At 73.2% G+C, this 25,249-nt stretch carries 21 protein-coding genes; 12 read left to right on the top strand and 9 right to left on the bottom strand.

Annotated elements, in window-relative coordinates; genetic code table 11:
* Positions 1 to 38 precede the first annotated feature (38 nt).
* The gene (locus tag ACQPZG_RS11375) at positions 39 to 1,304 is read left to right on the top strand and encodes an NlpC/P60 family protein (protein WP_433545685.1); all 1,266 of its coding nucleotides are present in this window, start codon (positions 39 to 41) and stop codon (positions 1,302 to 1,304) included.
* 9 nt (positions 1,305 to 1,313) lie between these two features.
* On the opposite strand, the gene ACQPZG_RS11380 is transcribed toward ACQPZG_RS11375, so the two are convergent.
* From ACQPZG_RS11380 to ACQPZG_RS11400, 5 genes are read right to left on the bottom strand one after another with little or no spacing between them, the layout of a single operon-like run.
* Positions 1,314 to 2,561: a styrene monooxygenase/indole monooxygenase family protein gene (locus tag ACQPZG_RS11380; protein WP_433545686.1), complete on the bottom strand. Its 1,248-nt coding sequence runs from the start codon at positions 2,559 to 2,561 to the stop codon at positions 1,314 to 1,316.
* Between the two features lie 29 nt (positions 2,562 to 2,590).
* Positions 2,591 to 3,250: a GTP-binding protein gene (locus ACQPZG_RS11385; RefSeq protein ID WP_433545687.1), complete on the bottom strand. Its 660-nt coding sequence runs from the start codon at positions 3,248 to 3,250 to the stop codon at positions 2,591 to 2,593.
* Positions 3,231 to 3,698, bottom strand: a complete 468-nt coding sequence (locus tag ACQPZG_RS11390; protein WP_433545688.1) for a DUF742 domain-containing protein — start codon at positions 3,696 to 3,698, stop codon at positions 3,231 to 3,233. The genes ACQPZG_RS11385 and ACQPZG_RS11390 overlap by 20 nt, the downstream gene beginning before the upstream one ends.
* Positions 3,695 to 4,174, bottom strand: coding sequence for a roadblock/LC7 domain-containing protein (locus ACQPZG_RS11395; protein WP_433545689.1), 480 nt, complete (start codon positions 4,172 to 4,174; stop codon positions 3,695 to 3,697). Before ACQPZG_RS11395 ends, ACQPZG_RS11390 begins: the two co-directional genes overlap by 4 nt.
* Positions 4,171 to 7,272 (bottom strand): nitrate- and nitrite sensing domain-containing protein, encoded by a 3,102-nt coding sequence (locus ACQPZG_RS11400; protein ID WP_433545690.1) that lies wholly within the window; start codon positions 7,270 to 7,272, stop codon positions 4,171 to 4,173. Before ACQPZG_RS11400 ends, ACQPZG_RS11395 begins: the two co-directional genes overlap by 4 nt.
* Positions 7,273 to 7,656: 384 nt before the next feature.
* Here ACQPZG_RS11400 and ACQPZG_RS11405 point away from each other — a divergent pair, with 384 nt between their 5' ends.
* Positions 7,657 to 8,439, top strand: coding sequence for a protein phosphatase 2C domain-containing protein (locus tag ACQPZG_RS11405; protein WP_433545691.1), 783 nt, complete (start codon positions 7,657 to 7,659; stop codon positions 8,437 to 8,439).
* Positions 8,440 to 8,855: 416 nt separating this feature from the next.
* Here ACQPZG_RS11405 and ACQPZG_RS11410 read toward each other — a convergent pair whose 3' ends face one another.
* Positions 8,856 to 9,287: a MarR family winged helix-turn-helix transcriptional regulator gene (locus tag ACQPZG_RS11410; RefSeq protein WP_433545692.1), complete on the bottom strand. Its 432-nt coding sequence runs from the start codon at positions 9,285 to 9,287 to the stop codon at positions 8,856 to 8,858.
* Between the two features lie 131 nt (positions 9,288 to 9,418).
* Positions 9,419 to 12,244 (bottom strand): M4 family metallopeptidase, encoded by a 2,826-nt coding sequence (locus ACQPZG_RS11415; protein WP_433549362.1) that lies wholly within the window; start codon positions 12,242 to 12,244, stop codon positions 9,419 to 9,421.
* Positions 12,245 to 12,399: 155 nt separating this feature from the next.
* On the opposite strand from ACQPZG_RS11415, the gene ACQPZG_RS11420 reads away from it, so the two are divergent.
* Positions 12,400 to 13,410: a TrmB family transcriptional regulator gene (locus ACQPZG_RS11420; protein WP_433545693.1), complete on the top strand. Its 1,011-nt coding sequence runs from the start codon at positions 12,400 to 12,402 to the stop codon at positions 13,408 to 13,410.
* Positions 13,411 to 13,594: 184 nt separating this feature from the next.
* Entirely contained in the window at positions 13,595 to 13,987 is a 393-nt protein-coding gene (locus ACQPZG_RS11425) for a VOC family protein (RefSeq protein ID WP_433545694.1), read from the top strand.
* A gap of 206 nt (positions 13,988 to 14,193) precedes the next feature.
* Here the strand turns inward: ACQPZG_RS11425 and lon are convergent, their stop codons facing one another.
* Positions 14,194 to 16,599 (bottom strand): endopeptidase La, encoded by a 2,406-nt coding sequence (lon, locus tag ACQPZG_RS11430; protein ID WP_433545695.1) that lies wholly within the window; start codon positions 16,597 to 16,599, stop codon positions 14,194 to 14,196.
* Positions 16,600 to 16,766: 167 nt separating this feature from the next.
* Here lon and ACQPZG_RS11435 point away from each other — a divergent pair, with 167 nt between their 5' ends.
* The 3 genes from ACQPZG_RS11435 to ACQPZG_RS11445 all read left to right on the top strand — a co-directional run bounded on the left by ACQPZG_RS11435 (position 16,767) and on the right by ACQPZG_RS11445 (position 19,251).
* Entirely contained in the window at positions 16,767 to 17,438 is a 672-nt protein-coding gene (locus ACQPZG_RS11435; protein WP_433545696.1) for an N-acetyltransferase family protein, read from the top strand.
* A gap of 44 nt (positions 17,439 to 17,482) precedes the next feature.
* Positions 17,483 to 18,556 (top strand): DUF3626 domain-containing protein, encoded by a 1,074-nt coding sequence (locus ACQPZG_RS11440; RefSeq protein WP_433545697.1) that lies wholly within the window; start codon positions 17,483 to 17,485, stop codon positions 18,554 to 18,556.
* 65 nt (positions 18,557 to 18,621) lie between these two features.
* Positions 18,622 to 19,251, top strand: coding sequence for a hypothetical protein (locus ACQPZG_RS11445; protein ID WP_433545698.1), 630 nt, complete (start codon positions 18,622 to 18,624; stop codon positions 19,249 to 19,251).
* Between the two features lie 143 nt (positions 19,252 to 19,394).
* Here ACQPZG_RS11445 and ACQPZG_RS11450 read toward each other — a convergent pair whose 3' ends face one another.
* Positions 19,395 to 20,375 (bottom strand): rhomboid-like protein, encoded by a 981-nt coding sequence (locus ACQPZG_RS11450; protein WP_433545699.1) that lies wholly within the window; start codon positions 20,373 to 20,375, stop codon positions 19,395 to 19,397.
* 328 nt (positions 20,376 to 20,703) lie between these two features.
* Between ACQPZG_RS11450 and ACQPZG_RS11455 the strand changes: the two genes are divergently transcribed.
* The 5 genes from ACQPZG_RS11455 to ACQPZG_RS11475 are packed head-to-tail and all read left to right on the top strand — an operon-like array spanning position 20,704 to position 25,112.
* A complete protein-coding gene (locus ACQPZG_RS11455) occupies positions 20,704 to 21,300 on the top strand; it encodes an RNA polymerase sigma factor (protein ID WP_433545700.1) in 597 nt (198 codons plus the stop codon).
* A complete protein-coding gene (locus ACQPZG_RS11460; protein ID WP_433545701.1) occupies positions 21,297 to 22,301 on the top strand; it encodes a zf-HC2 domain-containing protein in 1,005 nt (334 codons plus the stop codon). Before ACQPZG_RS11455 ends, ACQPZG_RS11460 begins: the two co-directional genes overlap by 4 nt.
* Positions 22,298 to 23,140, top strand: coding sequence for an ABC transporter ATP-binding protein (locus tag ACQPZG_RS11465; protein ID WP_433545702.1), 843 nt, complete (start codon positions 22,298 to 22,300; stop codon positions 23,138 to 23,140). Before ACQPZG_RS11460 ends, ACQPZG_RS11465 begins: the two co-directional genes overlap by 4 nt.
* A complete protein-coding gene (locus tag ACQPZG_RS11470) occupies positions 23,137 to 24,474 on the top strand; it encodes a hypothetical protein (protein WP_433545703.1) in 1,338 nt (445 codons plus the stop codon). The genes ACQPZG_RS11465 and ACQPZG_RS11470 overlap by 4 nt, the downstream gene beginning before the upstream one ends.
* A complete protein-coding gene (locus tag ACQPZG_RS11475; protein WP_433545704.1) occupies positions 24,471 to 25,112 on the top strand; it encodes a hypothetical protein in 642 nt (213 codons plus the stop codon). The genes ACQPZG_RS11470 and ACQPZG_RS11475 overlap by 4 nt, the downstream gene beginning before the upstream one ends.
* Positions 25,113 to 25,249: the final 137 nt, after the last annotated feature.

Consider the following 25,249-nt stretch of genomic DNA (forward strand, 5'->3'; position numbering starts at 1 on the left):
CCGGGCCCTTCGCCCGGTCGGCAGCCGGAGGTGATGGAGTGTCGGGGAGATTCGGGACTGCGGTGGGGCTGGTGGCCGCGGCGACGGTACTGGCCGTCACGGGGAGCGCGTCGGCCGCGCCCGGCGATCCGGTGGACCCGGGTGCGGAGTCCGTTGGGTCCGGGGAGGCGCCGGACGCCGGGGAGGCCAAGGACGCCGGGGAGGTCGAGGACGCCGGGGACGCCCCCGTCGGCGCCGACCGCACGGAGGGCGTCGGCAAGCTGCTCGCCGACCTCCAGCGGCTCTACCGGGAGGCCGAGGAGGCCACCGAGGCGTTCAACGCCACCGAGGAGAAACTGAAGGCCCAGCAGAAGGAAGTGGCCCGGGTCGGCGCGGAACTGGGCAAGGTGCGCACCGCCCTCGCGGAGAGCAGGCGGGCCGCCGGGCAGCTCGCGCGCGAACAGTACAAGGGCCGGAGCGACACCGCGTACTCCTCACTCGTACGGCTGCTGACGGCCAAGGACCCGGAACACGCGCTGATGCAGGGCCACACGCTGCGCCGTGCCGCCGCCGCACGGGCGGTGAAGGTGGCACGGCTGGAGGGCGGCGAGAAGCGCGCCGACGAGCTGGCCACGAAGGCGCGGGGCGCGCTGGACGTGCAGCAGACCCTGGCGGGCAAGCAGAGGAAGCAGCGGGACGCGGTGCAGGGGCGGCTGAAGCGGGTGGAGGGGCTGCTGGCGAACCTCAGCGACGACGAGCTGACGGCGCTGGCGCGGCAGGAGGAGCGCGCGGTGGGCCGGGCGCAGCAGGAGCTGATCGGGTCGGGAGCGTTCGGGCCGGGCGGGGTACGGGCCGGCCGCGCACCGTCGCGGCAGGGCGCGCGGGCGCTGGCGTACGCGACCCGGCAGCTCGGGAAGCCCTATGTGTGGGGCGCGGAGGGGCCCGGTGCCTTCGACTGCTCGGGGCTGACGCAGCAGGCGTGGGCGGCGGCCGGGCGGACGATCCCGCGCACGAGCCAGGAGCAGTGGCGGTACCTGCCCAGGGTGCCGCTGTCCCGGCTGCGTCCCGGGGACCTCGTGGTCTACTTCCCGAAGGCGACCCACGTGGCGCTCTATCTGGGCAACGGGCAGGTGGTGCAGGCGCCGCGCCCGGGCGCGCGCGTCAAGGTCTCGCCGATCGCGTCGAATCCGGTCCTGGGCGCCGTCCGCCCCGACCCCGCGCTGCCCTCGCTCTCGTCGTACGTGCCGCCGGACCTGCCGGTGGTGACGGACGACGAGGGCAACGAGTCGGACGCGGGGTACGGGTCGGAGGAAGCACCCGGATAGGGCGACGGCTCAGGCGGACGGGCCCGCCGCGCCGGCCTCGGCGAGGTACGCGTTCGTCTTCTCCGGGTCGTAGAAGAAGTTCTCGAAGTCGGCCGGGTCGTTGAAGCCGTTCGCGAACCGGTGGGCGACGGCGGGGAGTTGGCTTGCCGCGCCGATCAGGTTCAGGACGTGCTCCGGCGGGACGCCGAGCATGGCGTTGGTCCACTTGGTGACGTGCTGGGCGGTGTCCCAGTAGCGGTCGAAGGTCTGCTGCATCCAGGTCTCGTCGAACGCGCCGTCGCCGTGGGCGAGGATCGAGTCGAGGTAGGAGGCGGCGCACTTGGAGGCGGAGTTGGAGCCCTGGCCGGTGATCGGGTCGTTGGCGACGACGACGTCCGCGACGCCGAGGACCGCGCCGCCGCCGGGGAGGCGGCCGATCGGGTTGCGGACGGTGGGCGCGTAGCGGCCGGACAGGGTGCCGTTCGCGTCGGTAAGTTCGACGTTGGTGGCGCGGGCGTACTCCCAGGGCAGGAACTTCTCCATCAGGGAGAGGGTGAGGGAGAGGTGCTCGGCCGGGTCCTTGACGCCCTGGAACGCGTCGACGGGCCCGCCGGGGACGCCCTCCCAGAACAGGATGTCGGCGCGGCCGGACAGGGTGAGGGTCGGCATGACGAAGAGCTCGCCGACGCCGGGCACCAGGTTGCAGCGCACCGCGTCGAACTCGGGGTGTTCGGGGCGCGGACCCATGCCGTGCACGTAGGCGACCGCCAGGGCGCGCTGCGGGGCGTCGTACGGGGAGCGCGAGGCGTCCCGGCCGAAGAGCTGGACGAGTTCGCCCTTGCCCGCGGAGACGAGGACCAGGTCGTACGTACGGGAGAAGAAGTCCAGGTCGGAGACGGCGGCGCCGTGGATGACGAGCTGCCCGCCGCGCTGCGCGAAGGTGTCCATCCAGCCGGCCATCTTCACGCGCTGGTCGACGGACTGCGCGTACCCGTCGAGCCTGCCGACCCAGTCGACGGCCCGGGAGCTGTCGGGGGCGGCCACGGAGACGCCGAGACCCTCGATGCGGGGGGCCTGCGACTCCCAGAAGTTGAGCTGGAGGTCGCGCTCGTGCTGGAGGGCGGTGTGGAACATGCACTGCGTCGACATGACCTTGCCGGCGCGGATCTCGTCGGAGGTCCGGTTGGACATCAGGGTCACTTCGTAACCCTTGGACTGGAGGCCGAGGGCGAGCTGGAGGCCGGACTGGCCGGCGCCGACTATGAGGATCTTGCGCATGGGATGGGCGGCTCTTTCGGGGGAAGGGGTTAGGCGGGGGTGACGTCCCAGGCGTGGGCGACCATGCCGAGGAGCGTTTCGACCACCGAGATCTTGCTGCGCGCGTCCATGATCGTCACGGGTACGTGCGGCGGTACGGACAGGGCCTCCCGTACGTCCTCGCTCTCGTAACGTTCGGTGCCCTCGAAGTGGTTGACGGCGACCACGTACGGTATGCCGCAGCTCTCGAAGTAGTCCAGGGCCGGGAAGCAGTCCGTGAGACGGCGGGTGTCGGCGAGCACGATCGCGCCGATCGCCCCGCGCACCAGGTCGTCCCACATGAACCAGAACCGCTGCTGGCCCGGTGTGCCGAACACGTACAGGACGAGGTCGTCGTCGAGCGTGATGCGGCCGAAGTCCATGGCGACGGTGGTCGTCGTCTTGTCCGGGACGGCGGCGAGGTCGTCCGTTTCCTCGCTGGCGGTGGTCATGACCGCTTCGGTCTTCAGCGGAGTGATCTCGGAGACCGCGCCGACGAACGTGGTCTTGCCGACGCCGAAGCCGCCCGCGACCACGATCTTGGTGGCGGTGGGTGCGCGGGTGGTGTCCAACTGCCAGGCGGGGACGGCTTCTTCGAGCTGCTCCGTGGCCGTGGCAGTCGGGTGGGGAGGGGCGGTTACGGGGGTTGCCTCAGAGGCGACGGAGCCCATTCAGGACCCTTTCCAGCAGTGCGCGATCGGGGCGTCCGGCGCCGTGGCCGGTCCCGTACACGCGGATCTTTCCCTGGTCGGCCAGGTCGCTGAGCAGGACGCGGACCACACCGAGCGGCATCTTCAGCAGGGCGGCGATCTCGGCGACCGTGCGCATGCGGCGGCACAGCTCGACGATGGCCTGCATCTCGGGGCTCACCCGGTTTCCCGGAGTGCGCCCGGTCAGCTCCGGGCGCCGGGGGGCCGCCTCGATGGCCGGGGTGTCGAGGGCGGCCACGAACGTCTCCACCAGGAGGACGTGGGTGAAGCGCGTCCGGCCGCCGGTGAGGGCGTACGGGCGCACCCGGGCCGGGCGGCGGCCCTCGCCGCGTATCGGAAGGCGGGTCGGCGTCGCGACCGCCCCGGCCGGCGCCTGGACGGGCGCCTTCTTCGGGCGTTGTGGGCTCAACGGGCACTCTCCAACGACGTGCGCAGCTCGCTGCGGAGTTCGGGGGTGAGGACGTGGCCGGCCCGGCCCACGAAGAGCGCCATGTGGTACGCGACGACGCTCATGTCGCAGTCGGGGGCGGCGTGCACGCCGAGCAGCGAGCCGTCGCTGATCGACATCACGAAGAGGCTGCCGTACTCCATGGCGACCATCGTCTGCTTGACGCCGCCGCCGTCCATCAGCTGGGCGGCGCCGATGGTGAGGGAGCCGAGGCCGGAGACGATGGTGGCGAGGTCCGCTGCGGAACCCTTGGGGCCGGCCAGGACGGGAGCGGCGCCCGGCAGCATGTGGTCCGGGTCGGAGGACAGCAGGAGCAGCCCGTCGGAGGACACGACGGCGACCGAGACGAGGCCGGGCACCTCCTCCACCAGGTTGGTCAACAGCCAGTGCAGATTACGGGCTTCGGTGCTGAGCCCGTATGTGATCGGCGCGGTCAACTGCGTGCCTCCTCGACTGTGTCCCCCTCGTTGTCGGTGCGGTCGGTGGTGCTCTGCGTCGTGGTCGTCGTGGTCGTCGTGGTGTGTGTGGTGCTCGTCCCGGCCGTGGCCGGGTCCCCGGATTCGGCGCTTACCCCGTGAATCCCGTTGCTACCACTCCGTGTGATCTCGGCTTCGACGTCGCGCCTGCCGTCCTTCGCCCCCTGGTGGAATCCGCCCAGGCGGCGACGGAGCGCGTCGGCGTCCACCGCGCCGGCGCGCTGCGGCGTGGCGTCGGACGCGGGCCTGACGATGTTCGGGGTGCGTTTGGGGAGGCCCTTGGCGGTCACGGCCGGAGTGGTCGGCCCCGGTTCCGTTCCGCCTTCCGGCCCGTGCGCGGGTTCCGGAGCGCTTCCCGTCTCCGGTGCCGAGGGGATCGGTGAGGGGAAGCGGATCTCTCGGGTGGGCTCGTCGACCGGGGCGAGTTCCGCCCGTACGGGCGGCTGCTCGTCCGCCCGTACGGACGGCTCGTCGGCCCGGCGGACAGGCGTCTCGTCGGCCCCGCGGGCAGGCGTCTCGTCGGGTGCGCGGACGTGCTCCGCCGCGTCCGCCTCCGCGCCCGCCGCCGTCTGCGTCAACTCGGCCGCTTCGACCGCCTTCTCGGCCAGCGCGATCAGCGGATCGGCCTCGGGGGCCGGAGCGTCCTCCGGGGCCGTGCCGGCCCCGCTCCTGCGGCCGGGCAGCGTGTTGGAGTTGGCTTCGGCGACCGACCCCGGGAGCTGGTGCGGGGTGGCGGACGCCGCGGCGGTGACGGGCAGTTCGTCCGGCAGGAGGGCCTTGGGCAGGACCACGACGGCGGTGATGCCGCCCTGCTTCTGCTCGCGCAGCTCGATGCGGACCCCGTGCCGGGCGGCGAGCAGCGCGGCGACCTGGAGGCCGAGGCCCTGGGCGCCGTCGTCGCCGTGGTCGCCGGGGGTGTACGTCGCGGGGTCGGCGAGCCGGGCGTTGAGGTCGGCCAGCCGGTCGGGTGCCATGCCGATCCCGCTGTCCTGCACGGAGAGCATGACCTCGCCGCTCTCCAGCAGCCAGCCGGAGAACTGGACGTGCGCGTCCGGCGGCGAGAACGAGGTGGCGTTCTCCAGGATCTCGGCGAGGAGGTGGCTGAGGTCGTCGGCCGCGTATCCGGCCACCTGGGCGTGCGGCGGGAGGGTCTGGAGGGTGACCCGTTCGTACCGTTCGATCTCGCTGATCGCGGCACGGGTGACGTCGACGAGGGGAACGGGGCCGCTGTGTGCGACGCCGTGGTCCGTACCGGCCAGGACGAGGAGGTTCTCGCCGTGGCGGCGCATGACGGTCGCCATGTGGTCGAGCTTGAAGAGGGTGGCCAGCCGGTCGGGGTCCTGCTCGCGCTCCTCCAGGCTCTCGATGACCGCGAGTTGGCGCTCGACGATGCCGAGCGTGCGCAGGGAGAGCTTGACGAAGGAGGAGTGCACGGTGGTGCGCAGCTCCTCCAGTCTGACCGTGGTGTCCTGCGCGCGCGCCAGCAGCTCGGCGCGCTCGGCGGCCAGTTGATCGCGCTCGTCGGTGAGGGCGCGGCGCTGGGCGTCCAGGGTCTCGCGCTGGCCGACCAGGTGGGTGCGGTCCCCGGCGAGCTGCTCGGTGCGGGCGCCGAGGTCGCGCAGCTTGCCGTGCAGGCTGTTCAGGGACCGCACGACCTGGGCGAACTCGTCGTTGCGGCCGGTGTAGCGGACCGGTTCCTCGGCCTGCGGGTCGGCGGCGATCCGGGCGGCGCCCAGGCGCAGCACGGCGAGCGGCTGCGTGAGGGTGCGGGCCACGGCGGTGGAGATGCCGACGGCCAGCAGGAAGCAGGCGGCGAGCAGCGCGATGCGCAGTTCGAGGGCCGAGACGTCGTCGTCGCGCAGCGCGGCCAGGTTCTCCACCTGGGCGGTGGCCAGGGCGGCCTCGGCGCCGCGCATCCGGTCGATGCGGGCGGTGAGCGCGGAGCCGACCCGGTCCGCGTCGATGCGGCGCTCGTCGGAGCTGAGGGTGGGCTGGTCGGTGAGGACGCCGAGATAGCGCTCGGCGGTCTTGACCTCGGGTCCGCTGACGGTGGCGGCGAACGAGTCGCGGGCCTTCACCGGGGCCGCCAGGTCGAAGTCGGCGAGGGCGGCGACCTCCCGGAAGCGGGCCTGCTGGGCGGCGGCGCTGAGGGCGTTGCGGACGCGGGCGGCGCTGCCGGAACCCTCGCCCTCGACCCGCACGAGGAGCCCGGTGGCCGGGTCGACCCGGGTGGTGGCGCTCTTGCCGCCCGGTACGGCCAGAGCGGCGAGCAGCAGGCCGCGGGAGGCGGTGGCCTGGTCGACGGCGTTGCCGAGCGTGGCGGGCGCGGGGCCGGGGCCGCCCGCGCGGGGCGGGGTCCTGCGGGCCAGCTCGCGGGCGAGGGCGCGCAACTGGTCGATGGCCTGGGAGTACGCCTTGTGGGTGTCGAGGGGGGTGGGGTCTGCGGTGGTGCCGGCCGCGGCGCCCGCCCCGGTGCCGGACCGGGCGTCGCCCTCGGCGGCGCGGCGGATCGCCGGGATCTTCGCGAGGGCGTCGCGCAGGGCGGCCGGGACTTCGGCGGCCCGGGTGGCCGGGTCGGTGAGTTCGGCGATCTGACGGTCGACGCGGGAGGTGCGGTCGGTGCGGGCGGCGCCCTTGTCGCGGCCGGAGGCGTCGCCGTCGTCGGTCCCGTCGCTGCCACCGGTCACGTCGCCGGAGCCGTCGCCGGAGCCGTCGCCGGCGGAGCCGCTCGCGGCGGTGCCGGCGGCGCGCACGGTGGTGTCGTCGCGTTCGTCGGCGAGGGAATGGGCCAGGGTGAGCGCCTGCCGGTTGAGTTCCGCGAGATCCAGCAGTCGCTGGGAGCGCTTCAGTTCGTCCGAGGCGGTGACGAGGGAGGGCGCGCCGGCTGCCAGGACGACCACGCCGACGGCCGCGACGGAGGCGACGAGGCGGCTGCGTACCCGCTTGGGCCGGGTCCGGCCGCTCGGCGGCTCCTGCTGTGAGGTGGGCGTCTGCTGCTCCGCGTCGCCGCGCGTGGAGCCTTCATCGCCGCTGCCGCCCCGAGGCCGCTTCTTCTGCACCGGTGCTCGCATCCTTGAGTTCGTCCGCCCAGCTGGCCGAGGTGACGACTGGTACTTCTGGTACGTACGGACCGAGTGCCCCCACCCCCACCCCTGATTCAGCCCTTGACCCTTCCAGCGCCCCGGGGGAGGGAGTGGCGCATCAACCGACCCGCCACCCGAACGAGTGAACATCACTCAGGAGTTGGCGAACAACTCCTGTCACGGCCCGTCAGGTCCCGCCCCGGTGAGCCGGTTGGAAGTTCGGCGCGGGCTTTGGCAAGATGCACCCCCGCAGCTTCCCGGAGTGGATCATTCCGCCCCAAAGCAGGCGGTTGACCTGCTGGTATGGGCCAATTCGCGCACCCGGCGGGAGGCACGGGGGACTCGGGCAGACTGGCCGCCATGCGCATCGAACTCGCCACGGCCCCCGGCGACCCCGAACGCCCCAACGAGGACTGGGCGTCCGTCGCCGTTCCCGCCGGGGGGTCCGCAGGACAGAGCGGCACCGTCGTCGTACTGGACGGAGTGACTCCGCCACCGAGCGGAACGGGGTGTGCGCACTCGGTGCCCTGGTTCACGGCCCGGCTCGGCGGCGCACTGATCGAATTGTCCGGATCGCGGCAGGATTCGCCGCTCACCGAGCTACTGGCCACGGCGATCGAACGGACCGCGGAAGCCCACCGCGACAGCTGTGATCTTTCTCACGTACGGACGCCTCAGGCGACGGTGGTCGTGGTGCGTTGGGGGGCGGCATGGGTCGAACACCTCGTGCTGTCGGACTCGGCGCTGCTGCTGGAGGGGGCGGACGGAACGGTGCGCGCGGTACTGGACGACCGGCTGGACCGTATTCCGCGCGAGGCGCTGCGTACGCACGCGACGGCGGACGTGTACCGCAACGCGCCGGACGGATTCTTCACCGCGGCGGCGGATCCGGCGGTGGCCGGACGGGCCGTCGTGGGAGCCACCCCGCGGGCGGAGGTCAGGGCGGTGGCGGCCATGACCGACGGGGTCACCCGATGGGTGGACATGTTCGGGCAGGGGGACTGGGGGGACTGCGTGGGGGTGCTGCGCAAGGAGGGGGCGCAGGGGCTGATCTCCCGGGTGCGGGAGTTGGAGTGCGGTGGGGGCGGGGCTGGGCGGGGGAAGCGGCATGACGATGCGGCGGTGGTTTATGTGGAGCTTTGAGGGGGTGGGGGGGGCGCGCGGTGCGGGGGGCGTGTGCGGTGCGGGGGCGCGTGCGCTGCGGATGTACGCGTGCGGCGCGGGGTGCGCATGCGAGTGGGTGGGGCGTTGAGCAGGACGGTGCGCGGGCGCGGGCGGTGGGGGGTGCGGGGGCGCGTGCGGTGCGGGGGCGTCGGGTGGGAGACGTGCACCTCCGGTGAGGGGCCGCCCCCTTGCCCGCCCGTTCCGCCCCCGGGGGCGGCCCCGCCGCCCAAGGGGACTGCGGGGGAGGTGGGGCGGTCCCGCCGTCCAAGGGGGCTGCGGGGGAGGTGGGGCGGTCCCGCCGCCCAAGGGGACTGCGGGGGAGGTGGGGCGGCCTCGCCGCCCAAGCGGACTGCGGCGGGCGGGGTCGTGGCCCAGGGAAGGGCACGGGGGTGGGGTCAGGAGTCGGGTTGGGTGTTGAGCTGGTGCAGGAGGCGGGCCAGTTCCGCCACCTCGGCCCGGTCCCAGTTCGAGAGCTTGCGCACGTAGCGGGCCCGGCGGGCGTCCCGTACCCGGCGGAAGCGCGCCCGGCCCTCCTCGGTGAGCAGGATCAGCGAGGCGCGCCCGTCCGCGGGGTCCGGCTCCCGGGCGACCAGTCCGAGCTCCTCCAGGGCGCGCAGCTGGCGGCTCATCGTCGCCTTGCCGACGCCGAACCAGGCCGCCAGTTCCGTCGCCCGCTGCCGGTCCACCTCGTCGAGCCGGACCAGCAGGCCGTACGCCGCGGGCTCCAGGTCGGGGTGCACCTCGCGGGCCATGTCGCCCGACGAGGCCCGCGCCCTGCGCAGGAAGAGCGCCAGTTCCCGCTCCAGCGCCAGGAATTCCTGATCCACCCGTACGTCCCCCCCGTCGGCCGTCCTTGTCGCGGCGCAGCCAGTATTCCGCAGCGGACGGTCTTCCGGCGCGAAGGACCCCCGGCGCACGGGCGCCGGGGGTCCGGATCGGTGGGATCGCGCGGGAGGGGTCAGCAGCGGCCCGCCGGCCGGTCGCGGACCACCAGGTCGGTGTTGCTGGTCGTGCCGTCGATCCACACGACGCGCCTGCCGGTGTCGGCGGACGCGTACGACTGGTCGCCGCGGTTGCAGGAGACCCGCTCGCCCTCCCGGGTGCCCGCCGCCTCGAACTGCCACAGCTTCGGCAGCGACTCGTTGCGGTACTGGGTGTCCGGGAGCTGGGAGTTGACCGTCACGGCCTCCTCCGACGCGGTGAGGTCGAAGGCGTAGAGCGCCTTGTCGCCGGTCTCGGGGCTGAGGTCGAGCAGCTTGCTGCCGTCGTGGTTGGCACGCCGTACGGCCATCTGGCCGGCGTCCTCGACCTCGTCGACCAGCCAGGAGACGTGCGTCGTGGACAGGCCGGTCTGGCCGAGGCCGTTCACCTCCGCCTTCTGGGGCAGGATGCTGGTCTTCCCGGTCCTCGTGTCGAGGAGTTCCACGTCGAGCTTGTACTGGCCCTGGACCGGCCACAGCTTGGCGTAGGCCATCTTGCCGTCCTTCACGGAGGGCAGGGCGGTCAGGAGGTGGTAGCGACCGCCGTCGACGTACGCCTGCGCGCCGGTCTTCAGGTTCTTGTACGCGGCGTGGCGCCCGCCGAAGGGGTCGTTCTCCTCCCAGACCACCAGGTCACCGTCGATGCGCAGGCCCTGGAGGTCGGTGGAGGAGGACCACACCTTCTTCGCCGGGCCGCCCGCGAGCGGCCGGACCATGACGTCGACGGTGGTGGTGCCGTACGCGGCCCAGACGACGTTCTTGCCGTCGGTCGCCGGGTAGACGTGGAACCGCCCGTCGTTGGGGCTGATCAGCTTGGGCGCGCCCTTGCCGTCGGTGCGGCCCGCGTAGACGGAGTACGGCTCGGAGCCGTCGTCGTTGGACTTCGAGGTGGTCCACCAGCCGCCGCCGGCGCCCGTACCCGTGCCCGCGGTGTTGAGCTTGCCGAAGAGGGTGTCGGAGTCCATGCCGAGCGCGTTCTCCCAGCCCCGCACGATGCCGTGGGCGTTGAAGGAGCGCTGGATGACGTTGAGCTGCTTCGCGTTGGCCTTGAGGTCCTTGGCGGCGGCGACGATCGCGTTGCGGCCCTCGGTGAAGCCGTCCAGCGGGGTCAGGTACTCGGTGAGCGCCTTGTAGACAATGGCGTCGGCGAGGTTCTTGTCGAGGTCCTGGCGCATGTCCCACAGGGCGCCGGAGAAGATCGTCGAGTTGAGGTGGACGCCGCCGTTGTCGACGTTGTAGGAGACGCCGAGGAAGTCCTTGGAGGTGGTGCGGCCGTCGTTGAGGTCACGCAGGGCGCAGTCCCGCGCGGCGAGCGTGCGGCACAGGTCCTCGCCGAGGAGGCCCGAGTCCGGCGCGTCCATGGAGGTGCCGGAGGAGTCGGTGTCGATGGCGTTGCCGAAGTAGTCGGCGACGGCTTCGTTGAGGGCGCCGGACTGGCCGACGTACACCAGGTTCGCGGTGTTCTCGATGACGCCGTGCGTCATCTCGTGACCGACGACGTCGATGTCGGAGGCGAGCGGCTTGTACTCCTCGTCGCCGACGCCGTACACCATCTTCTGGCCGTCCCAGAAGGCGTTGACCCACGGCTGTCCGCCGTTGGTGACGCCGACGAGGGAGTTGATGGTCATGCCGCGGCCGTCCAGGCTGTCGCGCCCGTGCTTGGCCTTGTAGTAGTCGTAGACCTGGGTGGCGGCCCACTGGGCGTCGATGGCGCCCGCTTCGGTGGCGTCCTTGCCGAACTCCTGGACGGGCGATCCGAAGACCTTGATGCCGGAGGGCCACTTGCCCGCCGCGTCGTTCGCCTCGACGCCGCGTGCGTCCCAGGTGCTGATGGGGTTCTTGCTGGTGTCCTGCATGCGGACGTGGTCGCTGAGGGTGAACTGCTTGCGCGACGTGTCGTAGTACAGGTTCAGGTCGACCTTGGTCCCGTCGGTCCGCACGCCGGTGCCGGTGGTGTCGCCGACGCCCTGCGCGCCTGCCGCCGCCCTCGAAGCGCCGGGCGCCGCCGCGGGCTTGGCGCCGGCGGCCTGCTGGGTGCCGAAGGTCTTGATGCCGCTGTACTGGAGGACCGGGAACCCGGCGCGCGCGTCGATGTAGACCTCGCGGAGCACGGCCTCGCCGGTCACCGGGTGGGTGCCGCGCACGGTGACCTGGCGGGTCAGTACGCCCTTGCCCTGCGGGAGGACGACGAGTTTGCCGACGGTGCCGGTGAGGGCGGCGGCGGCCCGGGACTTCTTCCCCTCGGCCCTGCGCACGTCCTTCGCGCTGAGGTTCTTGCCGTTCAGCTCGCGGTTCACGGCCGCGACGGCGCGCTCCACGGCGGTCTTCTCGGAGACCGTGACGGTGGTGGAGGTGGAGAGCTCGGTGAAGTACTTGCCGGAGGTGCCGACGACGTTGCGCTTGCCGCCCTTGTTCTCCATCCGCACGACGTACTGGCCGCCGAGGACGTCCAGGCCCTTGTACTTCTGCTGGAGGCGCACGGTCTCGGAGCCCGACTTCGAGCTCTGCGCGGCGACGGCCTTGAGGTTGGCGCCCGGGTTCCCGATGCGGTAGCGGCTCTGTTTGTCGGCGAGGTGTCCGACGGCGGCGGCGGCGGGGCTGCCGGTGGCCCTGGCGGGCTCGTTGATGCCGTCGACCAGTGCCGGGGTCGCGGTGTCGGTGCCGGGAATCACCTCCGCGGCGGGTGCCGCGGGGGCGGCCTGCGCGGCGGGAACGACGCCGACGAGGAGGGCGGCCGCTGCGAATGCCGCGGCGACCCCCTTGGATATGCCGGCACTTGTGATGCCAGATCTTGCTGCACGCACTTGGGTGTTGTGCACGCTTCCCCTCCCACGGAACGGACGATCTCTGGGCCCCCTCATGCAAGTCGCTGAATGTTCAAGTCGGCAATGTGTCCTCTGTGTTCAGAAGTGGACACGCACACTTGTGTGCATGGTGTGTCCACGAAAGAATCCGGCCCATGATCGAGGGGGAAGAACTGCACAGCCTCGGCCTGGGGGAGGTCGAGGGACGCGTCTACGAAGCCCTGCTGAAAGAACGGGCCTCCTGCGAAAGCGAATTGGCGGCTCTGCTGGAACTCCCCACTTCACGGATCAATGAGGCACTGACCAGCCTCGAAGCATCCGGATTCACCGAGCCGACAGCGGACGGCGCTCCCCGCCCCGCCGCTCCGGCCGCCGCCATCCGCACACTGATCCACCGCCGTCAAGCAGAACTCCACATTCGGTCAGCCGAGTTGGAGCGGCTGATGATGTCCGCCGACCGCATTGCGCACCGCCTCACGGCCGGATCGCAGTCGGCGTCCGAGGGCGGCATCGAAATCGTCACCGGCCCTCGGCAGATCGACGCGCGCGCCGAGTCGTTGCTCGCGTCCGCCGAACACGAGGTGGTCATCCTGGACCGGCCGCCGTACGCGGGAAGCGACGCCGCCCACCCCGGCCGGCCGGCCGCATCGGGCATCGCGGCTCTGCTCGACCGGGGCGTCACGGTCCGCGCGGTGATCGACCGCGAGGGCCTGTCCCACCCGGGCCGAATGCGTTCCCTGACCGCGCTGACCGGCCGCGGCCTGCGGGCCAGGGTGACCACGGGCGTCCCGACCAGACTGATCGGCATCGACCGCCGGATCACGCTGCTCCCACCGTCCGAGGCCGCGGACCCGGGCGCCACCGCCCTGGTGGTGGACGACGCGCTCCTGCGCGACGCACTGCTGCCGCTCTTCGAGACGGTGTGGGACCGCTCCGTCCCCCTGGGCAGCGACAGCGCCGACGCGCGGGAGAACCCCGTCCCCGGCCAACAACGGGAACTGCTCGGCCTGTTGGCGGCCGGACTCAAGGACGAGGCGATAGCGCGCCGCCTCGGCGTGCACGTCCACACGGCCCGCCGCCGGATCTCCCGACTGCTGGACTCGCTGGACGCGGAAACCCGCTTCCAGGCGGGGGCACAGGCGGCGGTACGGGGGTGGCTGGGCTGAGGGGGACTTGCGGGACCGCGGAAGGGGCGGGGGCGGCGGGTCGCGGATCACGGGCTCCTGGCCGAAAACGATCTGGCCGCGCCCGGCCCCGTCCCCTACTCTCACCGGACGGCATCGCGCGTCGGCCACCGACCGGGTGGGGCGTGGAGGTAGCCCGTGAGTGTGCCCTCGGAGGCATTCCACAGTGTCGGTACAGCTGAATCACACGATCGTCCTCTCCCGCGACAACCGGGAATCCGCAGAGTTCTTCGCCCACGTGATGGGGCTCGAAGTGGGCGCCGAATGGGGCCCGTTCATTGCGGTCGCCCTCGCGAACGGCGTCGAACTGGACTTCGCGTCGCTCCCGCCCTCGCAGGACGTCTTCCCACAGCATTACGCCTTCCTCGTGACGGAGCGGGAATTCGACGAAGTCCTCGCCCGTATCAAGGCCGGGGGCGTGGACCACTGGGCGGACCCGCACGGCAAGCAGCCCGGCGAGATCAACCACCACGACGGGGGCCGGGGCGTCTACTTCCCGGACCCGTCCGGCCACGGCCTGGAGGTCATCACGGTGCCGTACGGAGGCTTCCAGCCGTAACGTCACCGGCACGGTGCGTACCTCCCTCCCGTCGACGGACAGGGGGTACGCACACGGGGAAGGCCCCGCGCGATCCACCGCGCGGGGCCCTGCCCGTACCGCTCCGTCAGCTGCGGCGTCCCGCACCGCTGCCGGGGACGACGTGCTGCGCACCGCTGCCGCGGCGGCGCGATCCATACCCCCGCCCAAGGGCGCGCCCGCGTCGGCTACGCGGCCACCGCCTCCGCCGCGACCCGGGCCGGAGCCAGGGCGATCTCCAGGACCTGGCGGACGTCCGTCACCGGGTGGACCTCCAGCTTCTCCAGGATCTCGGCGGGTACGTCGTCGAGGTCGGGCTCGTTCCGCTTGGGGATGACCACGGTGGTGGTGCCCGCCCGGTGGGCGGCGAGGAGCTTCTGCTTCAGGCCGCCGATGGGCAGGACGCGCCCGGTCAGCGACACCTCGCCGGTCATGGCCACGTCGGTGCGGACCAGCCGGCCGGACAGCAGGGAGGCGAGGGCGGTCGTCATGGTGATGCCCGCGCTCGGCCCGTCCTTGGGCACGGCGCCCGCCGGGAAGTGGATGTGCACGCCCCGGTCCTTCAGGTCGGCCACCGGCAGCTCCAGTTCCGCCCCGTGCGAGCGGAGGAAGGACAGCGCGATCTGCGCGGACTCCTTCATCACGTCGCCGAGCTGACCGGTCAGGGTCAGCCCCGCGCCACCGGTCTCCGCGTCGGCGAGGGACGCCTCGACGAAGAGGACGTCACCGCCCGCCCCGGTCACGGCGAGGCCGGTCGCCACGCCGGGCACCGCGGTGCGCCGCTCCGCCGGGTCCTGTGCGGACTCCGGCACGTGGTGCGGACGCCCGATGAGCTCGCGGAGTTCGGCGTCGGTGACGGTGAACGGGAGTTCCCGGTCGCCGAGTTCGTGCTGGGCGGCGACCTTGCGGAGCAGCCTGGCGACGGCGCGCTCCAGGTTGCGTACGCCTGCTTCCCGGGTGTACTCCCCCGCCAGCTTGCGCAGGGCGGACTCGTCGAGGATGACCTCGCCGGGCTCCAGGCCGGCCCGGTCGAGCTGGCGCGGAAGGAGGTGGTCGCGGGCGATGACGACCTTCTCGTCCTCGGTGTAGCCGTCGAGCCGGACCAGTTCCATACGGTCGAGCAGCGCCTCGGGAATCGCTTCGAGGACGTTGGCGGTGGCCAGGAACACCACGTCCGACAGGTCCAGTTCGACCTCCAGGTAGTGGTCCCGGAAGGTGTGGTTCTGGGCCGGGTCCAGCACCTCCAGCAGGGCCGCCGCCGGGTCGCCGCGGAAGTCGGAGCCGACCTTGTCGATCTCGTCGAGGAGAACGACCGGGTTCATGGACCCGGCCTCCTTGATGGCGCGCACGATACGGCCGGGCAGCGCGCCGACGTACGTGCGCCGGTGCCCCCGGATCTCTGCCTCGTCCCGTACGCCGCCGAGGGCGACCCGCACGAACTTGCGGCCCATGGCGTGCGCGACGGACTCGCCGAGCGAGGTCTTGCCCACGCCGGGCGGGCCGACCAGCGCCAGCACCGCGCCGCCGCGCCGCCCGCCGACGACGCCCAGCCCGCGGTCCGCGCGGCGCTTGCGCACCGCGAGGTACTCGGTGATGCGCTCCTTGACGTCGTCGAGGCCCGCGTGCTCGGCGTCCAGGATCTCCTTGGCGCCCTTGATGTCGTACTGGTCCTCGGTGTGCTCGTTCCACGGCAGTTCCAGCACGGTGTCGAGCCAGGTGCGGATCCAGGAGCCCTCGGGGGACTGGTCGCTGGACCGTTCCAGCTTCTCGACCTCCTTGAGGGCGGCCTCGCGCACCTTCTCGGGCAGGTCGGCGGCCTCCACGCGGGCGCGGTAGTCGTCGGACTCCTCGCCCTCGCTCTCACCGTTCAGGTCGCGCAGTTCCTTGCGCACGGCGTCGAGCTGCTTGCGCAGCAGGAACTCGCGCTGCTGCTTGTCCACGCCCTCCTGGACGTCCTTGGCGATGGTCTCGGCGACGTCCTGCTCGGCCAGGTGCTCGCTGAGGGCGGCCAGCGCCAGGCGCAGCCGGGCCACCGGGTCGGCGGTCTCCAGGAGTTCCACCTTCTGGGCGGTGGTGAGGAAGGGCGAGTACCCGGAGTTGTCGGCCAGCGCGGAGACCCCTTCGATCTGCTGCACCCGGTCCACGACCTGCCAGGCCCCGCGCTTCTTCAGCCAGGTGGTGGCGAGGGCCTTGTACTCCTTGACCAGTTCGGCGACCGCGCCGGGGACCGGGTCGGGGTCGGCCTCGTCGATCCGGGTCCCCTCCACCCACAGGGCGGCGCCGGGGCCGGTCGTGCCCGCCCCGATCCGCACCCGGCCGCGGGCCCGGATGAGGGCGCCGGGGTCGCCGTCGGACAGCCGTCCGACCTGCTCGACGGTGCCGAGGACGCCGGTGCTGGCGTAGACGCCGTCGACGCGCGGAACAAGGAGCACCTGTGGCTTGCTGGTACTGGCGTGCGCGGCGGCCTGCGCGGCCTCCACCGCGGCACGTACGTCGGTGTCGGACAGGTCCAGCGGCACCACCATCCCGGGCAGCACGACCTCGTCGTCGAGCGGCAGCACGGGCAGGGTGAGCGGTGTGGACGTCGATGCCATGATCTCCCCTTGGGCAGTGAAGTTGAGCTGTATGGACTCAATGCATATGAGCTCCCCAGTGTTCCCCGATCCGTGTTCGCTCTGAGCGATCAGCGCTCGACGGCGGGACAACCTCGCGGATGTAATGATCCATAGCGACGATCATCTATTACACATGGAGGACCGCGATGGCTTTCGCCACCGTCAACGACGCCGCCCGCGCCTGGACCGAGGGCTGGGCTCTCTCCCGCGGGGCCGCGGCCCCCGTTCCGCAGCCCTGGGGCGTGACGATCGACATCGGGCTGCCGAACGCGGTCACCCGGCACGTCCTCCTCGACGGTTCCGCGCAGGACGGGGCCGCCGTCCGCAAGCTCCTGAACGCGGAAGCCGCCCCCGGCACCTGGATCAAGTTCCTGGAGCCGCCCGAGGTGGTGGCCCCGTGGATGGTCGACGGCTGGGAGTACGACACCCCCGGCCACCTCATGACCCTGCCGCTGACCGGGCACGCCGCCGCCCCCGACGTCCCCACCGGCTACCTCCGCCGCAGCTGGACCCGGGCCGGGCTGACCCGCGTCCTGATCCTGGCCGCCGACGGCAGCCTGGGCGCCCGGGGCCAGGTCGCGGTCACCGGAGGAACGGCGGTCGTCGACCAGGTCGAGACCGGCCGGGCCCACCGCCGCCGGGGTCTCGGCACCCTGCTGATGCGCACCCTCCAGGCGTACGCCGCCGAACAGGGCGCCCGGGGCGGCGTGCTGGGCGCCACGGACGACGGCCACGCCCTGTACACCACCCTGGGCTGGGAAAAGGTCTCGCCGCTGACCGGCGTGTTCCGTAGGGTCGCGGAAACCGACGGACACTGAACGGGCGCGCCGGTATCGGCCGCCCCCCCGGGGGAAGCAACGCCTTGGCCACCACCGCGCACACGAGCGACGCCACCGGCAGCCCCGCACCCGCCCGGCTCACGGACGCCCAGCGGGCCGCCCTCCGGCACGTCCGGGGCGTGGCACGGGCCGACGCCCCACCGCCCGGGGCCCTTCCGCCGGACGCCGCCGAGCTCCTCGTCACGGTCCGCGACCACGCCCGCATCACCCTCAACTTCCACCCCGACCGGCTCCTCGCCGACGGCCGCACCCTCGCCGCCTCGCTCGCCGACGACGGCGTCTACCGCAGCCAGTACGAGACGGGCCTGTCCAACGGCAGCCGCACCGCCTTCCCCGGCGGGCTGCGCGACGGCTGGGAGGAGGCCCTGTTCGGCGGGGCGTACCACGCGGCCGGGGTGCGCCCCGCGGAGCGCCCCAAGTACGGCGCGCTCAACCTGCGTCAGCACCCGGACGGCGCCGCCCCCCGCTTCGGCTCCTGCCACGTGCGGCTGCGCTCGGCGGTGAACGCGCGCGCCACGTTCTGCCACCACGACAGCCACCTGGGCCCCGCGCACGTCGGCACCGCCGACTCCTTCGCGCCGGTCCTGGCCGCCCTGCTCGCGGAACAGCCCGACGCCGCCGACCTCGTCCGCGCGCTGCCGCACGCCGCCGCGCCCGTCTCCCCCGGCCGCTCCCTCGACGCGTACGTCGAGGCCCAGGTGCACGGACCGCTCTCCCTCGCGGAGGACGCCGAAGCCCTCGTACTGGACCCGTCCTTCGACGGTACGGAGACCGGCCGGCTGCTCGCGGAACTCGCCGCACGGTCGGGGACCGGGGTGGAGTGGCACGCCGGTTTCGCCCTGCGTCCGCAGGAGGTGGACGCGGAGTTCCGCGGCCCGGTGATGGTCCCGCTGGCCGCCCGGATCTGCTCCTCCTACGCACGCCGCGGCGTCCTCGACGCCGAGGTGCTGGGGCGGGCCGCGGCCTCGGTCGTACGGGAGCCGGCCGCGTGGGCGGAGTGGGGCGCCCAGGACGAAGTGCTCCAGTACGTCAAGCAGTTGTGGCACGTGTTGGTGCGGTTCGGGCATCCGGCGCACGGGGGCCGGGGGAACGCGTAGGGGTGGTCCGTACGTCGAAGCGAGGAGCGGACGACACGGCGGACGACGGGAGCATCATGCGACGCGTGGGCACAACGGCGACGGCAGTGGTGGCGGCGGTCCTGAGCGGGGTGCTGCTGGCGGGGTGCGGGACCGGGAACGGCGGGCCGACGGAGACGGGCACGACGACGGAAGCCGCCAGTCCGACGCAGCCCACCGGATCGACGCCCCCCACCGGAAACGGAGCACCGCCGTCCCCTACCGCTTCCCCCTCCGCCCCTCCGTCGCAGCCCGGCTCACCCCCGCCGTCGGGCACACCTCCACCGTCGGGCTCACCTCCGCCGTCCGGCACGCCGTCGCCGCCCCCCTCCGTCCCCGGCAAGGGGAGGCTCCTGGTCACCGCCACCGTGAGCGGCGGCATCGACGGGCGGCACCGCAGCGTCCTGGTGCACGCCGACGGGTCGTACACGACCCTCGACCGGAGCAAGGGCGCCGACAAGGGCCGGATGAGACCCGCCGCCCTGACCGAACTCCGTGACGCCCTCGCCGCCTCCGACTTCGCCTCGCTCCCCCGGATGTCCGTCGCCGACCCACCGGTCGCGGACGGGATCATGACGGCGGTGGCGTACCGGGGACGCGAGGTCGTCACGGACGGAACGAGGAAGGTCCCCGGACTGGACCGGGTGATCGCGGCGCTGCCCGCACTCGATCCGTAGTGGTCGCGGGATGGTTGCGGACGATGTCGCAGACGCGAGCGCACGCGCGGGAGCGGAGCTGCACGCACGCCGAACCGTCCGACTCGGCCGCCATGTGCGCGACCCCACCGGCGCGGAGCCGTACAGCTCAGGGCGCGGCGCGTTCAGAGGTACGACGGCGCGTCGCGCTCCGCCTTCCACCGGCGTACGAGCGGCCAGGTCGCCAGCCCCAGGCACAGGGCCAGCGGGTGACCGAGCGCGGTCAGCGGGTCGACGTACGCGATGAGGTCCTGCGCCAGTACGAGGCCGACGGCGCCCAGCAGCCCCCAGCGCAGCCACCGCAGCCGCAGCACCCCGGCCAGTGCTCCCACGCACGCCATCAGCCCGAAACTGATCCCGAAGTCGAGGCGGTACAGCGAGGTCTCGGGCAGGTGCCCGAGCGCGACCGCGAAGCCCACCGGAAGCTCGGTGGCGAGGGACGCCACCACGTGCCCGAAGGCGAACACCCCGGCGCTGCGGAGGCCACCGATGCGGCGCTCCAGCGCGGTGAGCACCACGAGGAACCCGAGGGCGTACGGAGAGGCCGGCCCTCCGGCCACCCACAGCGCGCTGCCGACGAGCGCGACGAGCGGGGCCCGGGTCAGGTGGTCCACATCCGTACTGGAGGCCCGGAGCATCGCGGAGACGGTGTCGGGGTCGCCGAACTGGGCGTAGAGGGAGGTGGCGAGGAGGAGAAGGGCGTAGCCGAAGGTGAAGGGGGTGCCCGTGGGGGTCGGGAGGAGATGCCAGAGGTGCCAGCGACGGGCCGGGCCGGGACTGCCGGGAGCGGGCGCCCGGGAGGCGCCGGGTGAGCCGGGCGCCTCCGGTGCGGGGTCCGTACGAGCCGTTCCGCCCGTTCCGGCCGCGCGGACCGGCCCGGGGGCACGGGAGACACCGGCCGCCCGGTCCTCCGAGCAGGACACACCGACCGGTCCAGGGGTCCGGACGACATCAGCCGCCCGGTCCTCCGAGCAGGACACGCCGACCGGTCCAGGGGTACGGGAGACACTGGCCGCCCGGTCCTCCGGGCGGGGCGCGGCGACGGCCGACCCCTGCTCCGGGACGGCCGACCGCTGCGGCTTCGCCTTCGTCGCTGCTCGGTGCACTGCGTGAGGCCCCATTCCCCCGGGCACCGCGCTCGGGGCGGGCGGCCGGAATCGTCAAGCCACGCCCGTGTCCCTCGGCCGCGTCTCTCGCGTTCACTTGCTTCGTCTGCTGGTGCTTGCACAGCACCGGATCAACTGCTTCCGATACGGACAACGCCCACCTTCCCTCCGGATATCCCCGCACACCTATGACTCACCTCACATCACACCCCTTCGAAGCAACCTTCCTCGCACCTCCCGCGTCCCACGGCCTCCCACCGAACCGTGCGCTCCCGCGTCCCACGACCCTCGGGTGAACCGTCCGCCCTCCACCGAGCGATAGAGAAACGTGAGACGGATACGCCCCTCGGGGGCAGAACGGCCCGACGACGACGCCGCACTGCTGCGTGCCGTCGCACAGGGCGACGCGGCAGCGCTCGGCGCGCTCCACGACCGGCACGCCGGTTGGCTGCACGCCCGGCTGACCAGGCGGTGCGCCGATCCCGAGACGGTACGGGACGTGCTCCAGGACACCTTCGTCACGGTGTGGCGGTCCGCCGCCGCGCACCGGGGCGGTGAGGCCGGCGGCTGGCTGTGGGTGATCGCGGCACGGCGGCTGGTGGACGCCCAGCGGGCCCAAAGCCGTGCGGATCGCGTCGAGCACGTCGAGCATCCCGCCGCCGGCGTGGCTCCCTCGGCAGAGGAACACGCCCTGGCCGGACTGGAGTTCGGCGACGTGGGCACCGCCCTGGACCGGATCTCGCCGGAGTTGCGCGACGTACTGCGGGCAACGGTCGTCGACGGCCTGACCACCCGGGAGGCGTCCCGGCTGCTCGGCATACCGGAAGGCACCGTGAAGACCCGCGCACTGCGGGCGCGCCGCGAACTGCGCGCGGCTCTGGCCGACTTGACCGTACGCGGCGAAGTGTGGGGAGTCACGACATGAAGGCTGCGGAACGACGTGCGTGGCACGTGGGCGAGGACCTTGCGGCCCGGTACGCGAACGGGAGCGCCACCGAGCCGGACGCGTGGTCGCTGGAGAAGCACGTGGAGTCGTGCCGGACCTGCGCGGGCCGGGTGTCGGCGGCGGTACGGGCCGGCCCGTCGGGCGGGGACCTCGCGGCCGGCCGGGCGGCGTTGCTGGCGGCGGTGGAGGCGGAGGGGGTCCCCCACACCGCACAGGCCCCGGAAGCCACACGTGTCGCGCCCCCCGTCCAGGCCCAAGTGCACGCGCCCCTTCCCCGGCCCCAAGGGAACGCACCCCACCCCGCAGGCCCCCTTCTCGACGCCCTCCCCCGGCCCCGCCCCCTCTTCCGCCTCTGGGCCTTCGGTCCGGCGCCGCGGCGCAGTTGGCTGGCGTCGGTGGTACTGGTGGCGATCGGGGCCGTGCTGCTGGCGTACGCGGGCGGGATGGCCGTCGGGCCGGCCGCACGCCCGTTGCTGCTCACGCTCGCGCCTCTGGTGCCACTGGCCGGGGTGGCCGCCTCGTACGGCAGGCACGCCGACCCGATGCACGAGATCAACGCCTCCACCCCGGGCGGCGGACTGCGGCTGCTCCTGCTGCGGACGGCCGTCGTGCTCGGGGTGAGCGTGCCGCTGCTGACCGTCGCGGGGGCGGTGCTGCCGGACGCCCCGGGCGTTCCGGGGGCCGCTGCCTGGCTACTGCCGGGGCTGGCGCTGACCCTGACCGCGCTGGTCCTGGGGAGCTGGCTCGGCTGCCGTACGGCAGCCGCAGCCGTGGCGACGGGCTGGGCGCTGGCGGTGACGCTTCCGGCGGTGAGCAGCTGGGGCGCGGACGGCGACGGTCCGGTCGGACAGCTTCCGGTTCACATCGCCCCGTACCTGGACTCCCCCGGCGCGCAGAACGGCTGGGCCGCCGCCGTCGTGGTGTGCGCCGGGCTGCTCGTCGTACGCCGTACCTCTTTCGATCGCCTGGAGAACTCGTGAACAGCAGCAACACACCGGCCACGGGCACGGGGGCCTCGGTCTCCCGGCTGACCGTGCGGCACCGCCGTACCACCGCTCTCGACTCCGTCGACCTGGACTTCGGACCGGGCGTGCACGGGCTGCTCGGTCCCAACGGGGCGGGCAAGACCTCGTTGATCCGGGTGCTGGCCACGGTCGCCGAACCCGCCTCGGGCCGGGTCGACCTCCTCGACAGCGACATCTCGGGGCACCGGGAGCGCGCCGCCGTGCGACGCCGGCTCGGCTATCTGCCGCAGGAGTTCGGCTATTACCCGGGCTTCACGGTGCGGGAGTTCGTCGCCTACGTGGCGTGGCTGAAGGACATGGGCAGGGACGAGTCGGCGGAGGCGGTGGAACGCGCTGTCGAGCGGGTCGGTCTCGCCGACCGCATCGACACCAAGCTCAAGTCGCTGTCGGGCGGGATGGTGCGCCGGGTCGGCATCGCCCAGGCCCTGGTCAACGACCCGGCGCTCCTGCTGCTCGACGAGCCGACCGCGGGCCTCGACCCGGAGCAGCGCGTCGCGTTCCGCGCCCTGCTCCGCGATCTGGGCACCGCTTCCACCGTGATCGTCTCGACCCACCTGGTGGAGGACGTGGCCGCCGCCTGCACGGAGGTGACCCTCCTGGAAGCCGGCCGCGTCGCCTACCGGGGAACCCCGGCGGAACTGAGCGCGCTGGGCAGCGAGGGCGGCGCGGGCCCGGAGCCGGACGCGGTCGGCGACAACCCGATCGAGCGCGGCTACACGACGGTCCTGCGCGCCCACCGTCAGGAGGCACACCGCCCCACCACCGAAGCGCACCGCACGGAGGCCCGCCGATGAGCACGCTCACCCCTGAGCAGGAGTCGACCGGCCTCCCGGCCACGCGGCCCCGCCCACCCCTCCCCCGGGCTTCCTCCGCCCCGTCGGCCTTCCGTACCGAGCTCCGACGCGGCCTCGCCCCCTGGGCGGGCCTCGCCGTCCTGGCCGTCCTCGGGACCGCCATGGGGTCCAACCACCACCGGTGGCTGGGCGGCTGGGACACGCTCCAGGACGAGTTCCACGTCGCGGCGGGCCTGCTCGGCGGTCCGCTCGCCGTCGCCCTCGGGTGCTGGCAGGGCGGCCGGGAACGGCGGCGCGGCACCGTCGAGCTGTTGGCTTCCACGGCGCGCGCCCCGATCGGCCGGGCGGTACCGCCACTGGCGGCGCTCGTGCTGTGGGTGCTGGCCGGTTATGCCGCCACCTTCGCCGGAGCACTGGTCGCCACCTGGTTCGTCGCCACCGCGCCGGGCACCCCGCACGCGGGACTGGCCCTGGCGGAGGCATGTTTCCTCGCGTCGGCGACCACGCTCGGCTTCGTCGCGGGGCGCGTCGCACCGTGGCGGCTCACCGCGCCGGTACTCGCGGCCTGTTCGTACGTCGCCCTGAGTTTTCCCGTGTACCTCGATTCCGAGCTGCGCCATCTGAGCCCGGCGTCCGACGTCGACCTCGGGTACGAGCACCCCGCCTGGTGGTACGGGCCTCTGGTCGCGCTCTGGACGGGCGGCGCGGCCGTCGCCGTACTCCTGTTGCACCTGAGCGCAGAGCTTCCGACGGGGCGCCGGACCGTGGCCGTGCTGCTCCCGACGGCGGTCGCGGTGGCGGCTCTCGCGGTCCTGGTGCAGTCCAGCGGCAGCATCTTCCGGCCCGACCCGGCCGCCGCGCGACGGGTGTGCGACGACTCCCGGCCCCGGGTGTGCATCCCGGCACTGGATTCGCGGCTTCTGCCGGAGGTGACGCGGGCCATGTCGGGCCTCACCGAACGGCTCGCCGGGGTGGAGAATCTTCCCGCCGGGCCGGTGGAGCCCATGCTGCGCCCGTACGGCCATCACGTCGTACGGGGCAGCCTCACCGACCCCCGGGGACTCGCGTGGGAAGCCGCAGCCGGCCTCCTTCGCCGGGAGTGCGCCTGGCGCTACGACGTGGCGGGCAACCCGGAGGCGTCGCGTGCGCACGAGGTCGATGAAGCCGTGCACGCCTGGCTGACCCCGCTCGACTTCCAGCGGGTGGAGGCGCCCCGCAGGCCCGTCCTGGTCTCCCGGATCGAGGCCATGGAACCGGAAAGGCGACGCGCTTGGCTCAGCTCCTACTTCGCCACGCACACGAGCTGCGACCCGAAGGACGTACCGTCGCTATGAAAGCCGCCCCCACCCTCGCCCGCCGCCCCTCCTTGCCCCACCCCCTCGTTCTCTACGCCCGTTCACGCGCTCTCCCGGGTGCTCTGGCTGCTCTCGTCGTCCTCGCGGCATTCTGCGCATGGGCGTCCGACTGGCTCCGGCCGACCGCTCAGGTCGACCCCGGAGCAGGGGTCCCCGTGCTGCTCCTGGGCTCGCTCCTGGCGTCCGGAATCATCGGTACCGGCCTGCACACGCACACCGACGCCCTCGACCGCACGGCCGTCGCCCCCTGGTGGCGGCGGCGCCTCATGCACCTGGCCGGGCTGAGCGCACTCGCGGCGGGCCTGCTGGCCTGCACGGTGCTCGGGCACCCGGACCAGTTCGGCCCCTCGGCCATGATCCGCAACGTCCTCGGCGCCACCGGCCTCGCCGCCGCGGGCGCGACTCTGCTCGGCGCCCGGCTGAGCTGGCTGCCGATGACCGCGTACGCAAGCGCCGTCGGCCTCGCGGCCCCTCGCTGTCCCGGGGGGTGGGCCGCGGTCTGGGCCTGGCCGGTACAGCCGGGCTCGGAGGCCGGGGCGTGGGCGACGGCGCTGGCCGTGTTCGCCGTCGGCGGCGCGCTGTACGTGGGGCGCGGTGCGCGCTCGGACCGGGCTTAGGGCCCGCCGGTTCTCTCCCCGGCGCTGGTCGACGCCTCGCACGCACGCACGCACGCGACCGACCGCTTCCGCGGCCCGCGGCATCGCACGCCCCCACTCCGGTGTCGGTCCACTGTCGGTCGGCTGAAGTATTCTCC

The organism is Streptomyces sp. CA-294286 (assembly GCF_050947155.1).
Classification (GTDB): Bacteria; Actinomycetota; Actinomycetes; order Streptomycetales; family Streptomycetaceae; genus Streptomyces.